The sequence below is a fragment of the Actinosynnema sp. NPDC004786 genome (assembly GCF_053601135.1).
Genome location: NZ_JBSGBG010000042.1, coordinates 35,956 through 55,705, shown reverse-complemented (window position 1 = coordinate 55,705; position 19,750 = coordinate 35,956). Strand labels below are relative to the sequence as shown.

Genomic DNA, 19,750 nt, shown 5'->3' with positions numbered 1-19,750 from the left:
GTTCGCATCGTGCTCTCTCCTCAGGTGATTGACACCGTCGTCAACTCAAGCGGACGCGCTACTGCTTGACCGCGCCGAGCATCACGCCCGACACGAAATAGCGCTGGATGAAGGGGTAGACCACGACGATGGGCAGCACGGTGAGCACCATCGTCACGGCTTTGATGTTGGCGGAGATGGCGACCGCGTTCGTCTCCACGGCGCCGACCGACGTCGCCGACGTGGCGCCGGCGATCATGTTGCGCAGGTACACGGTGACCGGGAACAGGTCGGACCGGTCGAGGTACAGGAACGCCTGGAACCACGAGTTCCAGTTCGCCACCGCGTAGAACAGGATCATCGTGGCGAGCACGGCCTTCGACAGCGGCAGCACGATCCGCAGCAGGATGCCGTAGGTGTTCAGGCCGTCGATCGCGGCGGCCTCCTCCAGCTCCGCCGGCAGGCTCTCGAAGAACGCCTTCATCACCAGCAGGTTGAACACGCTGATCGCGTTCGGCAGCACGATCGCCCAGATCGTGTTGGTCATGCCGAGGCCGTTCACCAGCACGTAGTTCGGGATCAGGCCGCCGTTGAAGAACATCGTGAACACCGCGACGCCGACCAGCAGGCCGCGGCCCTTGAGGCGGTGCTTGGACAGCACGTACGCGTAGATCGTGGTGAGCACGATGGAGATCGCGGTCGCCGTCACGGTGTAGACGACGGTGTTGAGGTAGCTGTTCCAGAACGCCGGGTCGGACGCGACGAGCTTGTAGGTGTCGAGGTTGAACCCGCGCGGCACGAGGTTCACCTGGCCGGTGCGGATGTAGACCTCGCTGCTGAACGACTGCGCCACGATGTTGACGAACGGGTACAGCGTCACCGCGACCACGCCGAGCAGCACGATCGTGTTCACGACCCGGAAGACCCGGTAGCCGCGCGAGTCGTCCAGCGAGATCCGGCGGCTGCCGACGGGCTTGTCGAGGCGGTCCAGGACGCGGGTGGGGTCGGTGGTCACCACAGGCTCGTCCCCACTGCTCGGCGCGAGATCGCGTTGGCGGACAGGATCAGGGTCAGGCCGATGATCGACTCGAACAGGCCGATCGCGGCGGCGTAGCTGAAGTTGTTGGACACCAGGCCGACCCGGTAGAGGTAGGTCGAGACGACGTCCGCGGTGGGGTAGGTCAGCGGGTTGTAGAGCAGCAGGACCTTCTCGAACCCGACCGCCATGAACGTGCCGATGTTGAGGATCAGCAGGGTGATCATCGTCGGCCGGATGCCGGGCAGCGTCACGTGCCAGGTCTGCTGCCACCGGTTCGCGCCGTCGATCCGGGCCGCCTCGTAGAGCTGCGAGTCGATCGTGGTCAACGCGGCCAGGTAGAGGATCGTGCCCCAGCCGACGGTCTGCCACACCTCGGACGAGACGTAGATGGTGCGGAACCAGCCCGGTTCCTGGATGAACGAGACCGCGTCGCCGCCGAACGCCCGCACGATCTGGTTGACCGTGCCCTCCAGCGACACGAGCTGCATGACCATGCCCGCGACGATCACGATCGACAGGAAGTGCGGCAGGTAGGAGACCGTCTGCACGAACCGCTTGAAGTAGCGCGACCGGACCTCGTTGAGCAGCAGCGCGAGCACGATCGGCAGCGGGAAGGTGAACAGCAGCGACAGCGCGCCGAGCACCATCGTGTTGCCGAAGACCTCCCAGAAGTTCGGGTCGTTGATGAACATCTTGACGTAGCGCAGGCCGACCCACGTCTCGCCGTAGATGCTGCCGCCCGGCACGAACTTGCGGAACGCGATGACGTTGCCGAGCATCGGCGCGTAGCGGAAGACCAGGAAGAACACCAGCGGCAGGATGGCGAGCGTGTAGAGCTGCCAGTCGCGCTTGAACGCCTTGCGCCAGGTGATCCGGTAGCTCGGCGGTTTCCCCGCCTTCGGCGGTTTGCGGGGCTGGTCCGGCGTGGCGGCGGACGCCGGCTCGTGCACCTGGGCGGTCATGCTCGCTCCACCTCCTCGTGGGTGACCGACACGGCGGTGAGCCAACGCCGAGTGTGGTCCACTTCGCGCAGCGGGCCGACGAGTCGCAGGTCGACCGCTTCGTGCACGTCCGCGCTCGACCGGGACACCCGCAACTGGACCGCGCCCGGCTCCACCACGCGCCGCCCCTCGCAGCCGGTGAACGACGTGACGTCCGCCGGGACGCGCAGGCGGACGCGGGCCGACGCGCCGCCGGCCAGCTCGACCCGCGCGTAGCCGACGAGCCGCACGACCGGGCGGGTCACCTGGGCGACGGGATCGTGCAGGTAGAGCTGCACGACGTCGGCTCCGGGGCGCTCGCCGGGATTGCGCACGTCGAGTTCCAGCTCGACCTCGCCGTCGGTGCTCCACGTGCCGTCGGCCGCCCCGAGGACGCGCACGGGCGACCACGTGAACGCGTCGTACCCGAGGCCGTGGCCGAACGGGAACACCGGCGTCGGGTCCACGTTGGACACTTCGGTCCGCCGGCCGAGCGGTGCGGACAGGTAGGTGCCGGGCTGGCCGGAGGGGTCGGCCGGGATGCCGACGGGCAGCCGGCCCGACGGCGCCACCGCGCCGGTCAGCACGTCGGCGATGGCCCGGCCGCCGAGCTGGCCGGGGAAGAAGGTCTGCACGACCGCCGCCGCGCCCTCGGCCAGGTCGCCGATCGCGTAGGGCCGGCCGGTGATCAGCAGCAGCACCACGGGTGTGCCGGTCGCGAGGACCGCGCGGACCAGGTCCGCCTGCGCGCCGGGCAGCCGCAGGTCCGTGGCGTCGCAGCCCTCGCCCGAGGTGCCCCGGCCGAACAACCCCGCCAGGTCCCCGACGGCGACCACGCACACGTCGGCGTCGGCCGCCGCGGCCACCGCCGCGGCGATGTCGTCCGGGCCGGGCTCGGCGGAGACCTCGCAGCCCTTGGCGTGCGCCACCGGCCCGCCCACCGCGTCGCGCAGCGCGGCCAGCACGGTGGGGATCTCCAGGCCCAGCCCGGCGTCCGGGTGGTGCACGCCGATGTGCGCGGGGAAGGAGTAGCAGCCCAGCATCGCCATCGGGTCGTCCGCGAGCGGGCCGACCACGGCGAGCCGGACGCCCGGCCGCAGCGGCAGCACGCCGTCGTTGGCCAGCAGCACCACGGACTCCCGCGCCAGGCGCAGCGCGACGTCCCGCGCCTCGGGGGAGTCCAGCCGCAGCTCGTCGACGCCGTCCGGCAGGGCGGTCCAGTCGGGGTCGAGCAGCCCGAGTTCCACCTTCTGCCGCAGCACGCGGCGCAACGCGCGGTCGACCAACGCCTCGTCCACGTCACCGCGCCGGACCGCGTCCAGCAGCGGCGCGCCGTAGCAGCGCACGGTCGGCAGCTCCACGTCCACGCCCGCGGTCAGGGCCAGCGCGGCGGCGTGCGCCTCGTCCTCGGCGACCCCGTGCAGGCTCTGCAGGAACTTCACCGCGAAGTAGTCGGCGACGACCGTGCCGTCGAAGCCCCACGTGTCGCGCAGCAGCGTGGTGAGCAGCGCCGGGTCGGCCGCCGACGGCACGCCGTCGACCTCGGTGTAGGAGTGCATGACCGACCGCACGCCGCCGTCGCGGACGGCCATCTCGAACGGCGGCAGCACGACGTCGGCGAACTCGCGCGGCCCGATGGCGACGGGGGCGAGGTTGCGCCCCGCGCGGGAGGCCGAGTAGCCGGCGAAGTGCTTGAGCGTGGCGACGATCCCGGATTGCTCCAGGCCGCGCACGTAGGCGGTGGCCACCGTGCCGACGAGGTACGGGTCCTCGCCGATGGTCTCCTCGGTGCGGCCCCAGCGGTAGTCGCGGGTGACGTCGAGGACGGGCGCGAGGCCCTGGTGCACGCCCGCGGCGCGCATCGACGCGCCGATCAGGCCGGACATCCGCGCGACCAGCTCGGGGTCGAAGGACGCGCCCCACGACAGCGGCGCGGGGTACGCGGTCGCCTGCCAGGCCGCGAACCCGGTGAGGCATTCCTCGTGCACCAGGGCCGGGATGCCGAACCGGTTGGCGGCGACCACCTGGCGCTGGGACGCGGCGAGCGAGCGGGCGCCCGCCACCGGGTCCACCGGGCGGGTGCCGAACGGGCGGGTGAGCTGGCCGAGGCCGGAGGCGATGACGTCCTCCCAGACCACGGGCTCGGCGGTCATGTCGTGCTGGTGCGGTGCGACGCCCGCGCCGGAGGGGTCCGCACCGACCCAGACGCCGACGAGCTGGGCGAGCTTCTCCTCCAGCGTCATGGCGCCGACGAGCGCCTCGACCCGGTCGGCGACGGGCAGGTCCACGTCCCGCCACACCGCGTCCGGCTGGTCGGCGGCAGTCGGGTCGGCGTCGCCCGCCGGCGTCGCCGCGACTTCCGTCGTCCTGTTCATCATCGACCAGGTACCCCCGCTCACGCGCTCGTGAAGCCCGAAAGTATCGATGTACTTTCCGACATGCCGATCTGGTGGGGGAACCGTAGGAGGATCTCCGCAAGACGTCAACAGTCCGTGTCCTTCCCGTGTCTTCGCAGTTCACAGGTGTGAACAGGCCCTTGTTTGACTGGACCAATCTCGCCGGAGATCGACGGAAAGAGGCGAAATGCTGGTGGTCGAAAGGTCGAACCTTTACGCTCAACGGTCGAAACTTTAGAACCGGGGTGCGGGCGCGGAGCGGTGACGCGAACAGGGGGCGGCATGAGTTCGTCGATCGAGCGGGACGCCGGCACGGAGCCGGAGAAGACGGTCAAGGGCGCGGCCTCGATCTCGTCCATCGCGGCCGAGGCGGGCGTGTCGATCCCGACCGTCTCCAAGGTCCTCAACGGACGGCCGGACGTCGCGCCCGACACCCGCGCACGCGTCGAGAGCATCATCGAACAGCACCGGTACCGGCGACGACGAGCGCGCCAGTCGTCCCGGCCGGCGCTCATCGACCTGGTGTTCCACGAGATGCACTCGGCGTGGTCGACGGAGATCATCCGCGGCGTGGAGCTGGCGGCCGCCAACGAGCGCGCCGCCGTCGTGCTGTCGGAACTCGGCGGCGAGCACCGGCCCCGCCGGGAGTGGTTCGACGACCTGCTGGCCCGCCGGCCGCTCGGCGTGATCCTGGTGCTGGCCGGGCTGGACGCGGAGCAGCGGCGTCAGCTGATCACCCGCAACATCCCGTTCGTGTTCGTGGACACCGCCGGCGAGCCGCCGCCCGGCGTGCCGACGGTCGGCTCGGCCAACTGGGCGGGCGGCCTGGCCGCGACCCGGCACCTGCTCTCCTTGGGGCACCGCCGGATCGCGGTCATCTCCGGGCCGACGACCATGTTGTGCAGCCGCGCGCGGGTCGACGGGTACCGCAGCGCGCTGGAGGCCGCGGACGTGGTCGTCGATCCCGACTACGTGCGCTACGGCGACTTCTACGTCCAAGGCGGGTACAGCCACGGCATGGACCTGCTCCGCCGCCCGGACCGGCCGACCGCCATCTTCGCTGGCTCGGACTTCCAGGCGCTCGGCGTGATGCGGGCGGCCCGTGAACTCGGCCTGACGATCCCGGACGACCTGTCGATCGTCGGCTACGACGACCTGTCGGTCACGGAGTGGATCGGGCCCCAGCTCACCACCGTGCGGCAGCCGTTGCGCGAGATGGCGAGCACGGCGGCGCAGATGGTGTTCAGCCTGGCGCGCGGCGAGCGGCCGCCGAACGAGCGGATAGACCTCGCGACGGAACTCGTGGTGCGGGAGAGCACCTGCCCGCCGCGCCTCGCTTAGGGACGGCCCGGGGCGTCACCAGTACTGGTGACGTCGCCCGTCGGTGTCGGCCACGAAGACCACCGCGTCCGCGCCCGCCAGGTCCGAGGGGCCCAGCGGCAGGTGACCGGGCACGATCGGGTCGCCCTTGCGGGTGGTCGGGGGGAGCGCGGCGCGCAGGTCCCCGGCGGGGAACAGGGCCCGGCGGGTGGTGGCCCGCGCCAGCTCCCCCTGGAGGGTTCCGGGCGCGCTGCGCGGGTTCGCGTCGGTGGCCACGAACAGGTAGCGCTCGCCGAGCGTGAGGGCGACGAGCGCGCCGGCGCTCGCCCAGCTCGCCTCGTGCTCCCCGAAGGACATGTGGGACGTGGTGCGTTGCAGGTGGACGTTGTGCGCGAACACCAGGCTCGGTCCCCGGTCCTGCTCCCGCGCGAGGACGGCGAGGAGGTTGTCGGCCATCATCTCCGCCCGCAGGCTGAGCAGGGTCGCGATGCGGTCGGGGCCGGGCGTGGCCATCGCCGCGTGGTAGCGCAGCAGGCCCTGGGCGGTGCGCGCGTGGGCCGGCAGGTCCGGGTAGGCCGCCGGGTCGGCGGTCAGGGCGGGCGCGGCCCGGCGCAGGGCGCTGGCCAGGTCGTCGGCCGCGATGCGCAGCGCCCGGACGCGGTCGGAGCCGCCGATGGACGCCGCCGGGTCGTACATGGCCGCCTCGTCGGTCCACTCCGCGTCGTCGCCGAGCAACGCGTCGAGGTCGCGGGCGGAAGCCGGGCGCAGCGCCTCGGGCAGGGCGGTGAGCACGGAGGTGAGCGCGTGGCGCGGGCTGGGCGCGGCGGCCGTCTCCAACGGCGCGTCGAACCCGTGGAAGCGCACCCGGTCCTCCGGCGCGCGGTCGGCGTTGAACGCGCGCAGCCACTCGACCAGCTCGCGGTTGCCCGGGACCGCGCCGAAGCGGTGGCTGAACCCGGTCGCCAGCACCTCGTCGAGGTCGCCTTCACCGCCGTTCACGTAGTCGTCCACGACGGGTGCGGTGAAGTGGTCGGTCTCCAGCACGACCGACCGGTACCCGCGTTCGGCGAGGTGGGCCAGGACGTCGTTGCGCAGCAACGGGAAGGCTTCGATCCCGTGCGTGGGCTCGCCGAGGGCGAACACGGCCGGCGGCGCGGGGCGCGCGGCGAGCAGTTGGTCGAGGGCGCGGCCCAGTCCCGCGGGGCCGTCGAGTTCGCGGCCCAGGGCGCGCAGGGCGGTGGACATGACCACTCCTTCCGGGGAAGCACTGCCTTCGACGCTATCGTTGAAGACTCGGGTGAAACTCCGGCGAAGACCACCTGGGTGTTCAGGGTTGAAGTCTCAAAGGGGGTGCCGTTGCGACCGGTCGACCTCGCGCGCGAGCACGGGCTGTCCGCGCAGGCGGTCCGCAACTACGAGGACGCGGGCGTCTTCCCGCCGACCGACCGCACCGGGTCCGGCTACCGCCGTTACACGCCCCGGCACGCGCAAGCCCTGCGTGCCTTCCTCGCGCTGCGCGCGGGCCACGGCCACCGGCGGGCGGTGGAGATCATGCGCGCGGTCAACCGGGGCGACACGGACTCGGCCTACCGGCTCCTCGACGCCGCGCACGTCGAGCTGGCGGCCGAGCGCCGGACCCACGCCGAGGTCGCGACGGCTCTGGACGCGCCGGCCACCACCGTGCCCGCGCCCGTCCCCGGCCGGCCGTGGACCGTGGGCGAACTCGCCCGGCGGCTCGGCGTGCACCCGGCGACGCTGCGCACGTGGGAGGTCGAGGGCGTCCTGCGCCCGGACCGCGACCCGGCCACCGGCCACCGCGAGTACGGCCCGGAGGCCGTCCGCGACGCGGAGATCGCGCGCCAACTGCGCCGGGGCGGCTACCCGCTGGCCCAGGTCAGCCGGTTCCTGGCGTCGCTGCGCGAGGCGGGCGGGCCGCGGGAGCTGTCCGCCTTCCTGGACTCCTGGCGACAACGCCTCGCCGACCGCGGCCGGGCGCTCCTCGCGGGCGCGGCCCAACTCGACGCCTACCTGCGCTCGCTCCCGACGTAGGCAGGCGACCGCGGGAGCCCTCGACTCGCGTCGGGAGCGGGCAACGCCCTCACCCCGGGACCGGCCGGGGTGGACCTCGGCGACCGAGCCGGGGTGGGCCACGCGCCCACCCCGGGACGTCCGGTGCCGGCGAGCGGACGTGGGTGGGCGAACGCGCTCACGTCCGGCGCCGGCCCCCACCGGACGCGCGGCTCACCGCAGCGGCGTGTGGGCCGGGTCGACCCGTTCCCCCTCGCGGACCGGGCCGGGCGGCGTGCCGTCGCCGAACGGACGGCCGCCCAGCGCCTCCCGGCCGTGCGGCGTGACCCAGCCGGACAGGTCCGGCCCGGCCGGCACGATCCCGCTCGGGTTGATGTCCTTGTGGACGACGTAGTAGTGCCGCTTGATCTGCGCGAAGTCCACCGTGTCGCCGAAGCCGGGCGTCTGGAACAGGTCGCGGGCGTAGGCCCACAGCACCGGCATCTCCGCCAGCTTCTGCCGGTTGCACTTGAAGTGGCCGTGGTAGACGGGGTCGAAGCGGACCAGCGTGGTGAACAGGCGCACGTCCGCCTCGGTGATCGTGTCGCCGACGAGGTAGCGCCGGTCCCGCAGCCGGTCCTCCAGCCAGTCCAGCGCGGTCCACAACCGCGCGTACGCCTCGTCGTAAGCCTCCTGCGACCCGGCGAACCCGCACCGGTAGACACCGTTGTTGACCTCGGTGAAGACCCGCCGGTTGACCTCGTCGATCTCGTCGCGGTGCCGTTCGGGCAGCAGGTCCGGCGCGCCGTCGCGGTGGTACGCGCGCCACTGCGTGGACAGGTCGAGCGTGATCTGCGCGAAGTCGTTGGTCACCACCGCGCCGGTCGTGGTGTCGACGATGGCCGGCACCGTGATGCCGCGCGGGTACTCGGGGTCGCGCGTGAAGTACGCCTCCTGGAGGCGCTCGATGCCCAGCACCGGGTCGCGCCCGCCGGGGTCGAGGTCGAACGTCCACGACCGCTCGTCGTGCGTCGGACCGGGCAGCCCGAGGGAGATCGCGTCCTCCAGCCCGAGCAGCCGCCGCACGATGATCGACCGGTTGGCCCAGGGGCAGGCCCGGGCCGCGACCAGCCGGTACCGCCCCGGCTCGACCGGGAACCCGTCCTCCCCGTCCACCGTGATCCGGGTCGTGATGTACCGGGTGTCGCGCTCGTACTCCTTGCCCTTGACGGAGTACACCCCGCCCCGCCGGTGCTCGTCCCGCTCGTCACCGACCGCGGCCGCCGAAGTCTCGCTCACGGTTGGTGAGCCTACGTCGCCCACCACGCCCCGGCCTCCCGTAGGGGACGGGCTCCGGCACAACCCGGGGATTCCCCTGGCCCGGGCCGCGGGGCGGGGCGGACGCGCCGGCGGGCCCGGTTCTGGCAGGCTGCCGCACAGGGCGTCGGAGGGATGGGGAGACGTGAGCGCAGGAGACCGCCGCTGGACCGATCGCGGTGAGGCCATCGGGCACGCAGTGACCTGGCTGGCGCGGTGGAGCACGCGCCTGGTGCTGGTCGCGCTGGGGGTCGTGCTGCTGTGGATGCTGATCGGCAGGCTGTGGGTGGTGGTGATGCCGGTCCTGCTCGGCCTGCTGATCACGACCGTGCTGTGGCCGCCCGCCCGCTGGCTGCGCTCGCGCGGGGTGCCGCCCGCGCTCGCCGCGACGATCGTGCTGGTCGGGGGACTGGCCGTGCTCGGCGGCGTGGTGGCGTTGATCTCGACGTCGATCGCGTCCGGCGTGCCGCAGATCGCGGACAGCGCCACCCGCGCGCTCCAGCAGGCGCTGGACTGGGCTTCGGGCCCGCCGCTCAACCTCGCCGCGGGCGACACCGACGCGCTGCTGGAGCAGGGCGTCAACCAGCTCCAGTCCAGCGTCGGCTCGATCGCGAACGGCCTGATCACCGGCGTCGGCACGGTGACCTCCGGCATCGTCACGGGCGTCCTGGCGCTGCTGCTGGCCTTCCTGTTCGTCAAGGACGGCCCGCGGTTCACGCCGTGGCTGCGCGGCGTGATCGGCGAGCGCGCGGGCGGGCATGTCACCGTCGTGCTGGAACGCGTCTGGACCACGTTGGGCGACTTCATCCGCACCCAGGCGATCGTGAGCCTGGTGGACGCCGTGCTGATCGGTCTCGGCCTGGTGCTGCTCGGCGTGCCGCTGGCCGTGCCGCTGGCGGCGCTGACGTTCCTCGGCGGTTTCGTGCCGATCGTGGGCGCGTTCGTCGCCGGCGCGCTGGCCGTGCTCGTCGCGCTGGTCAGCAACGGGCTGACCACGGCGATCATCATGCTGGTGGTCGTGGTGGCGGTGCAGCAGATCGAGGGCAACGTGCTCCAGCCGATCCTCCAGTCCCGGAGCCTGCGCCTGCACGCCGCCGTCGTGCTGCTCGCGGTGACGGCCGGCAGCACCATCTACGGCATCGCGGGCGCGTTCCTCGCCGTCCCGGTCGTGGCCACGGTCGCGGTCGTGCTGCGGTACCTGGGCGAGGTCGTGGACCGGCAGTCCGCGGCGCGACCCGCCGCGGCGGACCTGCCGGACGACCCGGACCCCGGCCCGGACCGGCACGCCGCGCGGGACTGAGGTCGGCGCGGCGATCGCGACCGGGCGGCGCTCAAGTGGGTTTCCTCATGAAACCCACGGTTATCATGCGCGGATGCTCCGACGCACTTACGACGGCCAGGTCTGCTCCATCGCGCGTGCGCTGGAGGTCGTCGGCGAGCGCTGGACGTTGTTGATCGTGCGCGACGCCCTCTCGGGCGTGACCCGGTTCGACGGGTTCCTCAACCGGATGCCGATCGCGCGCAACGTGCTCAGCGACCGCCTCAACGGCCTGGTCGAGTGCGGCGTGCTGGAGCGCGTGCAGTACCAGGACCGGCCGCCGCGCCACGAGTACCTGCTCACCGCCCGGGGGAGGGAGCTGACCCCGGTGGTGCTGGCGCTCATGGCGTGGGGCGACCGGCACATGCCGACGCCGACCGGCCCGCCGGCCGTGGCCGAGCACGTGGGCTGCGGCGGGACCGTGCGCACGCGCCTGGTCTGCGACTGCTGCGAGCGGCAGGTCGAGCCCACGGCGGTGGTCAGGCGGTCGAACGGCGCGACCTGACGTCACGCCCCGGCCGCCGGTACCGCCGGGTAACCCGTCGTGGCTAGGATTCGATCACGGAACGTGGACGAAGCGCGTCCGGTCGATGACGGGGCGTGTGCTCGACGTGCGTGGCGGTGGGGGGCGGTAGTGACGAGCCGGTTCGGCGGGCTGCTGCGGCGGTGGCGGCAGCGGGCCGGGTTGAGCCAGGACGACCTGGCCGAACGGGCCGGGCTCGGCGTCCGCACCGTCCGCGGGCTGGAGACCGGCGACCGGGGCAACCCGCAGGTGCGCACGGTCCGGCTGCTGGCCGACGCGTTGCGCCTGAACGGCGCGGAGCGCGCCGAGCTGTTCACCGCCGCCGGGCACGCCGAGCCGGCGGACGAGCCCGCCGACGACGTCCCGGCCGGTGACGTGCCGTCGAGCGGCGGTGTCCTCGGACCCGCCGGGCACGGCGGTGGTGTGGTCCTGGCCCCGCCCGCGCCGGCGCTCGGCGCGGACCCGCTGGTCGAGGCGACCGACGCGCTCGCCTACGCCGTGCACGCCCGGTGGCGGCGCGAGGAGGAGCAGCAGCAGGTGCACGACCCGGTGCCGCTGCCGGTCCGCTGGCGGCCCGCGCCCGACGCGCTGCGGGACAGCTGGGCCAACATCCGGGTCGCGAAGCCGGGGCAGCCCGCGCGCCCGCTCGACCTGGGCGGGCGGCTCGACCAGGTCGTGGAGGTCTACCGGCGGATCCCGTCGTCGCGGCTGATCGTGCTCGGCCGGGCGGGCGCGGGCAAGACGATCCTCACCACCCGGTTCGTGCTGGACCTGCTCGCCGTGCGGGCCCCGGCCGACCCGGTGCCGGTGATCTTCAGCCTCGGCTCGTGGCACCCGGACCGCGTGGCGCTGCGGGACTGGCTGGCCGACCAGCTCGTGCGCGACCACCCGGGCCTCGCCGCGCCCGGTCCCGGCGGCGCGACCCTGGCCGCCGCCCTGGTGGACGCCCACCGCGTGCTGCCCGTGCTGGACGGGTTCGACGAGGTGGCGGGCGGCCTGCGCCGGTCCGCGCTGGCCGCGTTGAACGCCACCACCCTGCCGCTGCTGCTGACCAGCCGGGTGGACGAGTACCGGGCGGCGGTGGAGGCGACCGGCGTGCTGCGCGCGGCGGGCGCGGTGGAGCTGGTCGACCTGACCGCGGACGACGTGGCCGACTACCTGCCCCGGACCACCGGGAGGGCCGGCGGCGCGGGCGCCCTGTGGCAGCCCGTCCTGGACGAGGTGCGGGCCCGGCCGGGCGGTCCCCTCGCCGCCGTGCTGACCACCCCGTTGATGGTGGCGCTCGCGCGCCGGATCTACAGCGACACCCCGGGCCACGACCCGGCGGAACTGCTCGACGCCGACCGGTTCGCCGCACCGGGCGCGATCGAGCGTCACCTGCTCGGCGGGTTCGTGCCGGCGGTGTACCGGGAGCACCGGGGCGGCCGGGGCCACGACGTCGAGCGCGTCCGGCACTGGCTCGGCCACCTCGCCGACCACCTGAGCCGGCTCGGCACCCACGACCTGGCCTGGTGGCAGCTCGGCACGTCGTCGAGCCGGTGGGTCAGGGCGGTGGTGGTCTCGCTGGTGGTCTTCGTCGTCGTGGGCCTGGGCGACGTCGTCATCGAGGGCCTGCTGATCGGGGAGGTCAGCGCCGAGCTGGTGGGCCTGAGCGCCCTGGTGGGGCTGATCGTCGGCGTCCCGTTCGGCCTGGTGCACGGGCACCTGGCGCGGGTGCAGCCGGTGCGGCCGGCGCGCTTCCGGCTGCGGTGGCGGTGGTCGGCGGGCGGCGGGACGCGCTGGCCGCGCGTGCGGTCGAGGGCCCGGATGGGGCTGTGGTTCGGCGCGCTGGTCGGCCTGGTCTACGGCGTCGTGATGGACCTGGTGAAGCTGCTGGCCGTGGGGCGCGAGATCACGCCGACGATGGTCCTCGTGGACTCGGGCGTGTTCACGGTGGTGTTCGGCGCCGGCGCGGCGCTCGCGTTCGGGCTGATCGCGGCGGGGGAGTCGCCGCAGGACCTCCGTTCGGCGGCGAGCCCGGCCGGCCTGCTGCGGGCCAACCGGCGGACCGTGCTCGTCCAGATGCTGCTGTTCGCGCCGCTGTTCGCGGTGTTCTTCACCGGGGCGACGTGGCTGATCACCACGGCGTTGATGTCGCTGCCCGGCGGCGGGCCGTTCGGCCTCACCCTGACCTGGCCCGCGCTCGCCGGGCTCGCGCTGGGGCTCGTGGGCGGGTTCGGCGGCGGGGTCGCCTACCTGCTCAGCATGACCGCGTGGGGGCAGTGGGTGGTGTTCGCCCGCTTCTGGCTGCCGTTGACCGGCCGGCTGCCGTGGGCCGTGCACGCGTTCCTGGACGACGCGTACCGGCGGGGCGTGCTGCGGCGGGCGGGCGCGGTCTACCAGTTCCGCCACGCCCGCCTCCAAGACCACCTGACCGAGGTCCACCGCCGGACGACCTGACCGGTCACCGCGCGTTCGCCCTGCTCAACGCCACCGGCCACAGATGGCCTCCCGGTGGCCTGTCCGTCGTGCCCCCGCCTGGCCAGCATGGGCCGGGCCGGTGACGTGACAGGTCCGGGAGGGGGATCGCGGGGTGTCGAACGAAGACCCGACGCCGACGGCGGGCGTCGTGAACTGGGAGGCGTACAGCCACGAGGAGCTGTACCGGATGCTGTGGCAGGACGCGGACGTGGCCGACGTCAGCGTGATCGCGACCGAGTGGGCGCGGCACCGGGAGGCGCTGGACGCGCACGCCCAGGTGTTGCGCGAGCAGCGGGCCGCGCTGCCGGACGGGTGGCAGGGGCAGGCGGCACGGGAGGCGGCCGACCGCCTGGGCGCGCTGGCCGACCGGGTGGAGAAGATCGGCGAACTGGCGCACGCGGGCCACCGGGCCGCGCAGGAGGCCGCCGACGCGCTGGCCGCGGCGAGGGCCATGATGCCGCCCCCGCCGGCCGGTGGGGGGACGACGGCGCCGACGGCCGCGCCGACGCCCCCGGCCTTGCCCGCGCTCCCCACGATCCCGGCCCCGTCCGCGCTGCCGCCCCTGCCCGCGCTCCCGGCGCTCCCGACCGCGCCGACGATGTCCACGTCGTCGTTCACCGCGCCGTTCACGTCCCTGCCGAACTTCGCCGCGATGGTCGCCCCGACCCCGGCCACCACCACGTCCGGCGTCGGCACGGCGTTCGGCGCGGTCGGCGGCGCGGGGTTCAGCTTCTACTTCGGCGCGGTGTCGGCGGACCAGCGGAAGGCCGAGGCGGTGCGCGCGATGCGGACCTACGAGTCGAGCCTGGTGGGCGGCAGCCGGCTGATCGACGGGGCGCGGGGCGCGATCCCGCCCGCCGCCGCGCCGACGACGCCCGCGACCGCCCCGCCCATGACGTCCACGGGCGGACCGCCGACCGGAGGGGTGTCGGGCGGCTCGCCGACGGGCGCGCGGACGCCGGTGCCGTGGTCGCGGCTCCTCGGCGGCGGGGCGAGCGCGGTCGCGGTCGGCAGTCCCGGCACGCCGGCGACCGGGCACGCCGCCCCCCAGCCCGGCCCCGGCCCGCGGGCCGGCGTGCTGCCCGGCGCGGTGGGCGGCACGCCGGCCGGGCATCTCGCCGCCGAGCCGGCCGCGGCCCGCAACACCGGGCAGGCGGCGGTGGCCGCACCGGTCGCGGGCAGCCGCCGCGACGACGACGAACCGCACGAGAACCGGATGCCGACCGTGGACCACGGGCTGTTCGCGGTGGACCTGCCGGTCAGCCCGCCGGTCATCGGCCACACGACGGGGGAGCAGCCGTGAGCGGGGGCTACCGCGTCGAGCCGGACCTGATCCAGGACCGGATCACGACGTTGACGAGGCTGGGCGACCTGACCGACGACCTGGTGGCGGCCGTGGGCGCGTTGGCCGAACGAGAGCCGAGGCTCGGCACCGCGCCACCGGCGGTGGAGCTGGCGGCGCGGCTGCGCGCGGCGGCGGGGGAGACCGGCCTGGCCGGCGAGCTGAGCGCGACGCGACGCGAGGTGGAGGCGTTCCGCCGGCTGCTCGCCGACGCGCGGGCGACCTACACCGCCGTGGACGCCGACGCGGAGTCCGCGGTGCGGGCCGCCGGGGCGCGGGAGGCCGCGTCGTGACCGCCGCCGTGGCGCACGAGGTGGTCTTCGCACCCGTCGAGCTGGACCTGCTGGCCACCCACGCCGGCGTCGCGTTCCCGTTCCCGCTGCGGGTGCCGTCGTTCGGCCGGTTCGCCCACGAGCGGGACGCGGTGCTGGCCGCCGCCGGGCACGCGCTGTGCGCCCGCGGCCTGGCCACCGGGGACGGGCCGGTCGGCGTGGCGGCGGAGCTGGTCACCGCCCTGCGGGAGCACCGGGGCGCGGTCGACCTGGTGGTGATCGGCGCGGGCGGCGTGACCGGCGCGGTGGCGATGGTGCACGGGGACCGCGCGGTGGTGTGCCGCCAGTCGTGGGGCGACGGGCGGGGGAGCGCGGTGCGGGTGACGGCGGTGCCGGCGACCGGGCTGGGCGACCGGCTGGCGCCGCTGATCCCCGGCGTCAGGGCGGCGGCGACCCTGCCGATCACGGTGCCGCCCGGCGTCGTGGAAGGCGCGTCCCGGCTGCTCGACGACCGCTCGGACGACCCGGTCGGCACGCGCCGGGCGCGGCGGCTCGTCCGCGCGTGCGGCGGCGACGAGGCCGTGGTCGACCGGCTCGTCGCCCTGCTCCCGGCGGTGACCGGCCGGGGGCAGCTCGGCGTCGTCCGGCGGTCCGGCGACGCGGTCAGCCGGCCGCACGAGCTGTCCTGGCTGGACGGCGCGCGGGGTCGGGTGCGGGTGGACCGCGGCGACACGGGCTGGCTGAGCGTCAACCCGTTGCGGCACGACGACCTGCTGCGCGTGCTGGGCGAGATCGCGACGGTCGCCCGCGCGTGACCGGTCGGGTGGATCACGGAGTGGAACCAGGGAAGGGGAGGACCATGGATGCGACCCAGTGGCTGGCGGACTACCGGCAGCGCCTCGAACGCGCGGCGCACGCCGCCCGGTCGGCGAGCGCGAGCCTGCGGGAGGTCGGCGCGACCGCGACCTCGCCGCGCGGTGAGGTCACCGTGACGGTGAACGCCGGCGGGGCGCTGGACGACGTCACGCTGACCCCGGCGGCACGTCGGCTGGAGGCGGACGCGCTGTCGGTGCTCATCGTCGCCACCGCCCGCGAGGCGCAACGGCTGGCCGGCGCGCGGATGGCCGAGGTGATGGCCGGCTACCTCGGCGAGGGCGAGGCGCGGGCGCGGGTCACCGAGCACCTGCCCGCGGAGGTCCGGCGATGACCGCGGGCGACTTCACCGCCGACCCGGAGCAGTTGCGCGCGCACGCGGGCAGGCTCGCGGGCCACGCCGACCGGCTCGCCACGACGGGCGCGCGGCTGCCGGACGCGCTGGGCGAGGGGGCGCTCGGCTCGTTCGCCGGGTTCCTCGCCGCCGGCCTCGGCGGCGCGATGGCGACCACGCTGGACGCGTTCGGCCAGGTCGCCGCCGCCGTGGACCGGGTGGGCGACGGCCTGCGGCAGGCGGCCGAGGAGTACCAGCGCACCGACGACGACAACGCGGCCGGCCTGGCCGGGATCGAAGGGAGCACCCGGTGGTGACGACACTGCCCCGGCCCGACGCCGCGGGGACGCCGGACGTGGGGCGGATCGCCGCGCTGCTCGCGGAGCTGCGCGCCGCCGGCGCCGCCGTGGAGGGCGAGGAGTGGCTGGCCGGCGGGCTGGCCGGCGACCCGGACGCGCCGCTGACCGCGTTGACCTCGTCCGAGCGGCCGCTGTCGGCGCTGGACAGCGCCGGCGTCGGGTTCCTGACCCCGATGATCTCGTTCCTGGAGGAGCCGCTGGACCGGTTGCGCGGCGACCCGGACGCGGTCTCCGCCGGCGCGGCCGAGTTCGCCGCGGCGGGCCGCGAGGCGACGTCCGTCGCCGACGACTACCGATCCACCGTCGGCGCGGAGACCAGCGGGTGGTCCGGCCGGGCCGCGTCGGACTACGTCAAGGCGGGCACGGAGCTGGCCGACGGCGTCCTGTCGATCGCGGAGACCTCGCTGACCTCGGCCAAGGCCCTGATCGCGGCCGGCGAGGCGGTGGCCAAGGTGGTCGCCGCCGTCACCGGGCACGTCGCCGAGGCGGTCGCCAAGATCACGCCCGTCATCACCGAGGCGCTGGCCGCCGCGCCGGCCACGTTCGGGCACAGCCTGGCCGTGGCGATCCCGCGGTGCGTGGAGATCGCGGTCGACTACGCGGGCCGGATCGCGGCCAAGCTGGCGGAGCTGCTGACCAGCGGCGAGAACCTGATCAAGCTGGTCGAAGGCGCGCTCGGCGTGCTCAAGGTGGTCAAGGAGGTCGTGAGGTTCATCGGCGAGCAGAGCCGGACGGGCGGCTCGACCGGCGAACCGGTGGACCCCGCGACGCCCGAGGCGACCGACAAGGCGGCCGACCTGCCCGCCACGGCCCAACCGACCGCCGCCGGTCGGCCCGCCACCGCGGGAACCGCTCCGGCGCGGCTCGGCACCGGTCAGCCGGCTGCCGCACAACCCGAACGCACCCCGGCGCAACCCAGCGCCGCGGCCTCCACCACACCGCAACCCGTCGCCGTGCACCCCACCACCCCGGAGGAGCCCGCATGAACCGCACGACCCGTCGCTGGTTCACCGGCGTCGCCGGCAGCGTCGTCCTCGCCCTGGCGGCCGGGACCACCGCGCCCGCGGTCGCCGCGCCGGACGACCACGCCGCCACCAAGGCCGTGCTCGACCGCTACCAGGCCCAGGCCGGACCGGGCGCGGCCGTGTTCGCGGGCGGGGCCGACGGCACCTGGACGTTGAGCACCGGCACCGCCCGGGTCGGCCAGAACCGCCCCCTCACGGCGACCGACCACTTCCGCATCGGCAGCCAGACGAAGACCTTCACCGCCGCGGTCGTCCTCCAGCTCGTGGACGAGGGCCTCGTCGCGCTGGACGCGCCGATCGGGCGCTACCTGCCCGGCGTGGTCACCGGCAACTACGACGGCGACGTCATCACGGTGCGCCAGCTCATGCAGCACACCAGCGGGCTGGTGCGGGACGTGCGCGACGCCGCCGCGAACCCGGACGGCACCTACGCCCTGGCCGAGCTGGTCCGATCCGCCATGGACGAGCCGCCGCAGTTCGCGCCCGGCGCCGGCCTCGGGTACTCCAACGTGGCCTACCTGGTGCTGGGCCTGCTGGTCGAACGGCTCACCGGCCGCCCGGTCCGCGACGCGATCACCGAACGGGTCATCACGCCGCTCGGGCTGACCGCCACGTCGTTCCCCGCGCCGGGCTCCCGCGCCCTGGCCGACCCGTACCTGCCCGGCTACCAGGGCGGTCGCCTCGGCCCGTTCTTCTTCTGGATCGACGCCACCACCGGCACCGAGCTGTCCTTCTGGAGCACCGCCGGCGCGATGGCGTCCACGATGGACGACCTGGTGACGTTCTACCGGGCGCTGCTGGACGGCCGGGTCGTGTCCCCGGCGGCGCTCGCGGAGATGCGGCGCACCGTCGCGCCCGACCACTCCTACGGCCTCGCCCTGGCCAGGGTGCCGCTGTCGTGCGGCGGCGTGGCGTGGGGCCACAACGGCGCGCTGCCCACCGGGCACTACTCGGTCACCCTGCTCACCGACGACGGCCGGTTCGCGGCGCTGGTCACCAACGGCGACGTGCTCAGCTCGCGGCCGCTGTCGATCGAGGTGCTGGACTCCGCGCTGTGCGAGGGGAGGGCGTGATGCGGCGACCCACCGCTGCCGCCGTCGTGCTCGCCGTCCTCGGCGCGCTGTCCGTGCCGGCCGGACCCGCGTCCGCCCAGGGCGCGCCGCCGGTGTTCGCCGACGCGCACGGGCTGACCGTCGTCGGCCGGCCCGCGTGGGTGGACGACAACCGGCGCACCTTCGTGTTCACCGTGCGCACCGCCCACGTGCCCGCGTACTCCGTGCTGCCGGGACAGGTCTCCGGCGAGCACGCGATCATGGTCACCCTGCCCTCGGGCTACGACCAGGCCGCCGCCACCCGCTACCCGGTGCAGTACCACCTGCACGGCCACCCGGACCGCCCGAACACGGTCGCGAACCAGCGGCTGTTCGAGGACACCACGGTCGGCGTCCCGCTGATCACGGTCGCGCCCAACGGCTCCGGCCGCGGCTGGTACTCGAACTGGGTGAACCCGCCCGCCGCGCTCGGGCCGCAGGACTGGGAGACCTTCCACCTGGACCAGGTGATCCCGTTCATCGACGCGAACCTGCGGACCGTCCCCACCCGGGACGGCCGGGCGATCTCCGGGCACTCGATGGGCGGCTTCGGCGCGTTCCACTACGCCGAGCACCGACCGGACCTGTTCGCCTACGTCGGCAGCTTCTCCGGCGGCCTGGACCTGCTCAGCCAGGAACAGCGGCTGGCGGTGGTCGCCTCCACCCAGTCGCCGGGCAGCGGCACGCCGACGGTCCCGCTGGAGTCGATCTTCGGCCCGCCGATCTGGCCGCTGGACGGCGTGTGGAACCGGGAGAGCCCGGCCCAGCACGTCGCCCCGCTGCGCGGCATGGGCGTCGCGCTCTACACCGGCGACGGCGGCGACCTCACCGAGGACCCGGTCCAGGCAGTGATCGAGAACCGGGCCTGGGCGACGAACATCGTCACCCGGGACCACCTCGTCGCCGCGGGCATCCCGCACACGTTCGTCGACTACGGCGACGGCAGCGGCTGGGCGGAGGGCTGCACCGGCAAGCACGCGCAGCTGCCGTGCCTGCTCGCCGACATGCACCACTTCGTGTCGCTGATCAGGGACAGGCTGACCCACCCGTGACGCACCGCGTCGTCGCCGGCCCTCCCGAGGGCCGGCGACGACCCGGTCGGGGTAATCCGCTGG

General features: G+C 74.5%; 18 protein-coding genes. 13 read left to right on the top strand and 5 right to left on the bottom strand.

Going from position 1 to position 19,750, the window contains the following annotated elements; genetic code table 11:
* Window positions 1-58 precede the first annotated feature (58 nt).
* The 3 genes from ACWEFJ_RS30410 to ACWEFJ_RS30400 are packed head-to-tail and all read right to left on the bottom strand — an operon-like array spanning window position 59 to window position 4,373.
* A complete protein-coding gene (locus ACWEFJ_RS30410; protein ID WP_378095502.1) occupies window positions 59-994 on the bottom strand; it encodes a carbohydrate ABC transporter permease in 936 nt (311 codons plus the stop codon).
* A complete protein-coding gene (locus tag ACWEFJ_RS30405; RefSeq protein WP_449715804.1) occupies window positions 991-1,980 on the bottom strand; it encodes an ABC transporter permease in 990 nt (329 codons plus the stop codon). Before ACWEFJ_RS30405 ends, ACWEFJ_RS30410 begins: the two co-directional genes overlap by 4 nt.
* A complete protein-coding gene (locus ACWEFJ_RS30400; protein ID WP_449715803.1) occupies window positions 1,977-4,373 on the bottom strand; it encodes a beta-xylosidase/alpha-l-arabinosidase in 2,397 nt (798 codons plus the stop codon). The genes ACWEFJ_RS30405 and ACWEFJ_RS30400 overlap by 4 nt, the downstream gene beginning before the upstream one ends.
* Before the next feature lie 303 nt (window positions 4,374-4,676).
* Here ACWEFJ_RS30400 and ACWEFJ_RS30395 point away from each other — a divergent pair, with 303 nt between their 5' ends.
* A complete protein-coding gene (locus ACWEFJ_RS30395) occupies window positions 4,677-5,735 on the top strand; it encodes a LacI family DNA-binding transcriptional regulator (protein WP_378095511.1) in 1,059 nt (352 codons plus the stop codon).
* 15 nt (window positions 5,736-5,750) lie between these two features.
* Here the strand turns inward: ACWEFJ_RS30395 and ACWEFJ_RS30390 are convergent, their stop codons facing one another.
* Window positions 5,751-6,959: an erythromycin esterase family protein gene (locus tag ACWEFJ_RS30390; RefSeq protein WP_449715802.1), complete on the bottom strand. Its 1,209-nt coding sequence runs from the start codon at window positions 6,957-6,959 to the stop codon at window positions 5,751-5,753.
* Between the two features lie 111 nt (window positions 6,960-7,070).
* Here ACWEFJ_RS30390 and ACWEFJ_RS30385 point away from each other — a divergent pair, with 111 nt between their 5' ends.
* Window positions 7,071-7,763 carry a MerR family transcriptional regulator gene (locus ACWEFJ_RS30385; RefSeq protein ID WP_378095517.1) on the top strand — a complete coding sequence of 231 codons (693 nt, stop codon included), beginning with the start codon at window positions 7,071-7,073 and terminating at the stop codon, window positions 7,761-7,763.
* Window positions 7,764-7,955: 192 nt separating this feature from the next.
* Here ACWEFJ_RS30385 and ACWEFJ_RS30380 read toward each other — a convergent pair whose 3' ends face one another.
* Window positions 7,956-8,960: a glutathione S-transferase family protein gene (locus tag ACWEFJ_RS30380; protein WP_378095532.1), complete on the bottom strand. Its 1,005-nt coding sequence runs from the start codon at window positions 8,958-8,960 to the stop codon at window positions 7,956-7,958.
* A 223-nt stretch (window positions 8,961-9,183) separates the two neighbouring features.
* Here ACWEFJ_RS30380 and ACWEFJ_RS30375 point away from each other — a divergent pair, with 223 nt between their 5' ends.
* The 11 genes from ACWEFJ_RS30375 to ACWEFJ_RS30325 all read left to right on the top strand — a co-directional run bounded on the left by ACWEFJ_RS30375 (window position 9,184) and on the right by ACWEFJ_RS30325 (window position 19,687).
* Window positions 9,184-10,338, top strand: a complete 1,155-nt coding sequence (locus ACWEFJ_RS30375; RefSeq protein ID WP_378095520.1) for an AI-2E family transporter — start codon at window positions 9,184-9,186, stop codon at window positions 10,336-10,338.
* A 73-nt stretch (window positions 10,339-10,411) separates the two neighbouring features.
* The gene (locus ACWEFJ_RS30370; protein WP_378095523.1) at window positions 10,412-10,861 is read left to right on the top strand and encodes a winged helix-turn-helix transcriptional regulator; all 450 of its coding nucleotides are present in this window, start codon (window positions 10,412-10,414) and stop codon (window positions 10,859-10,861) included.
* 129 nt (window positions 10,862-10,990) lie between these two features.
* Window positions 10,991-13,318 carry a helix-turn-helix domain-containing protein gene (locus ACWEFJ_RS30365; protein WP_449715801.1) on the top strand — a complete coding sequence of 776 codons (2,328 nt, stop codon included), beginning with the start codon at window positions 10,991-10,993 and terminating at the stop codon, window positions 13,316-13,318.
* A 133-nt stretch (window positions 13,319-13,451) separates the two neighbouring features.
* A complete protein-coding gene (locus ACWEFJ_RS30360) occupies window positions 13,452-14,642 on the top strand; it encodes a hypothetical protein (protein ID WP_449715800.1) in 1,191 nt (396 codons plus the stop codon).
* Window positions 14,639-14,974, top strand: coding sequence for a hypothetical protein (locus tag ACWEFJ_RS30355; RefSeq protein ID WP_449715799.1), 336 nt, complete (start codon window positions 14,639-14,641; stop codon window positions 14,972-14,974). Before ACWEFJ_RS30360 ends, ACWEFJ_RS30355 begins: the two co-directional genes overlap by 4 nt.
* Complete coding sequence (locus ACWEFJ_RS30350) at window positions 14,971-15,768, top strand: ESX secretion-associated protein EspG (RefSeq protein WP_449715798.1); 798 nt, start codon at window positions 14,971-14,973, stop codon at window positions 15,766-15,768. Before ACWEFJ_RS30355 ends, ACWEFJ_RS30350 begins: the two co-directional genes overlap by 4 nt.
* 44 nt (window positions 15,769-15,812) lie before the next feature.
* Complete coding sequence (locus ACWEFJ_RS30345; protein WP_449715797.1) at window positions 15,813-16,160, top strand: YbaB/EbfC family nucleoid-associated protein; 348 nt, start codon at window positions 15,813-15,815, stop codon at window positions 16,158-16,160.
* Window positions 16,157-16,477 carry a WXG100 family type VII secretion target gene (locus tag ACWEFJ_RS30340; RefSeq protein WP_449715796.1) on the top strand — a complete coding sequence of 107 codons (321 nt, stop codon included), beginning with the start codon at window positions 16,157-16,159 and terminating at the stop codon, window positions 16,475-16,477. The genes ACWEFJ_RS30345 and ACWEFJ_RS30340 overlap by 4 nt, the downstream gene beginning before the upstream one ends.
* Window positions 16,471-17,505: a hypothetical protein gene (locus tag ACWEFJ_RS30335; RefSeq protein WP_449715795.1), complete on the top strand. Its 1,035-nt coding sequence runs from the start codon at window positions 16,471-16,473 to the stop codon at window positions 17,503-17,505. Before ACWEFJ_RS30340 ends, ACWEFJ_RS30335 begins: the two co-directional genes overlap by 7 nt.
* Window positions 17,502-18,617 (top strand): serine hydrolase domain-containing protein, encoded by a 1,116-nt coding sequence (locus tag ACWEFJ_RS30330; RefSeq protein ID WP_378098100.1) that lies wholly within the window; start codon window positions 17,502-17,504, stop codon window positions 18,615-18,617. Before ACWEFJ_RS30335 ends, ACWEFJ_RS30330 begins: the two co-directional genes overlap by 4 nt.
* Window positions 18,617-19,687 carry an alpha/beta hydrolase gene (locus ACWEFJ_RS30325; protein ID WP_378098103.1) on the top strand — a complete coding sequence of 357 codons (1,071 nt, stop codon included), beginning with the start codon at window positions 18,617-18,619 and terminating at the stop codon, window positions 19,685-19,687. Before ACWEFJ_RS30330 ends, ACWEFJ_RS30325 begins: the two co-directional genes overlap by 1 nt.
* Window positions 19,688-19,750 lie beyond the last annotated feature (63 nt).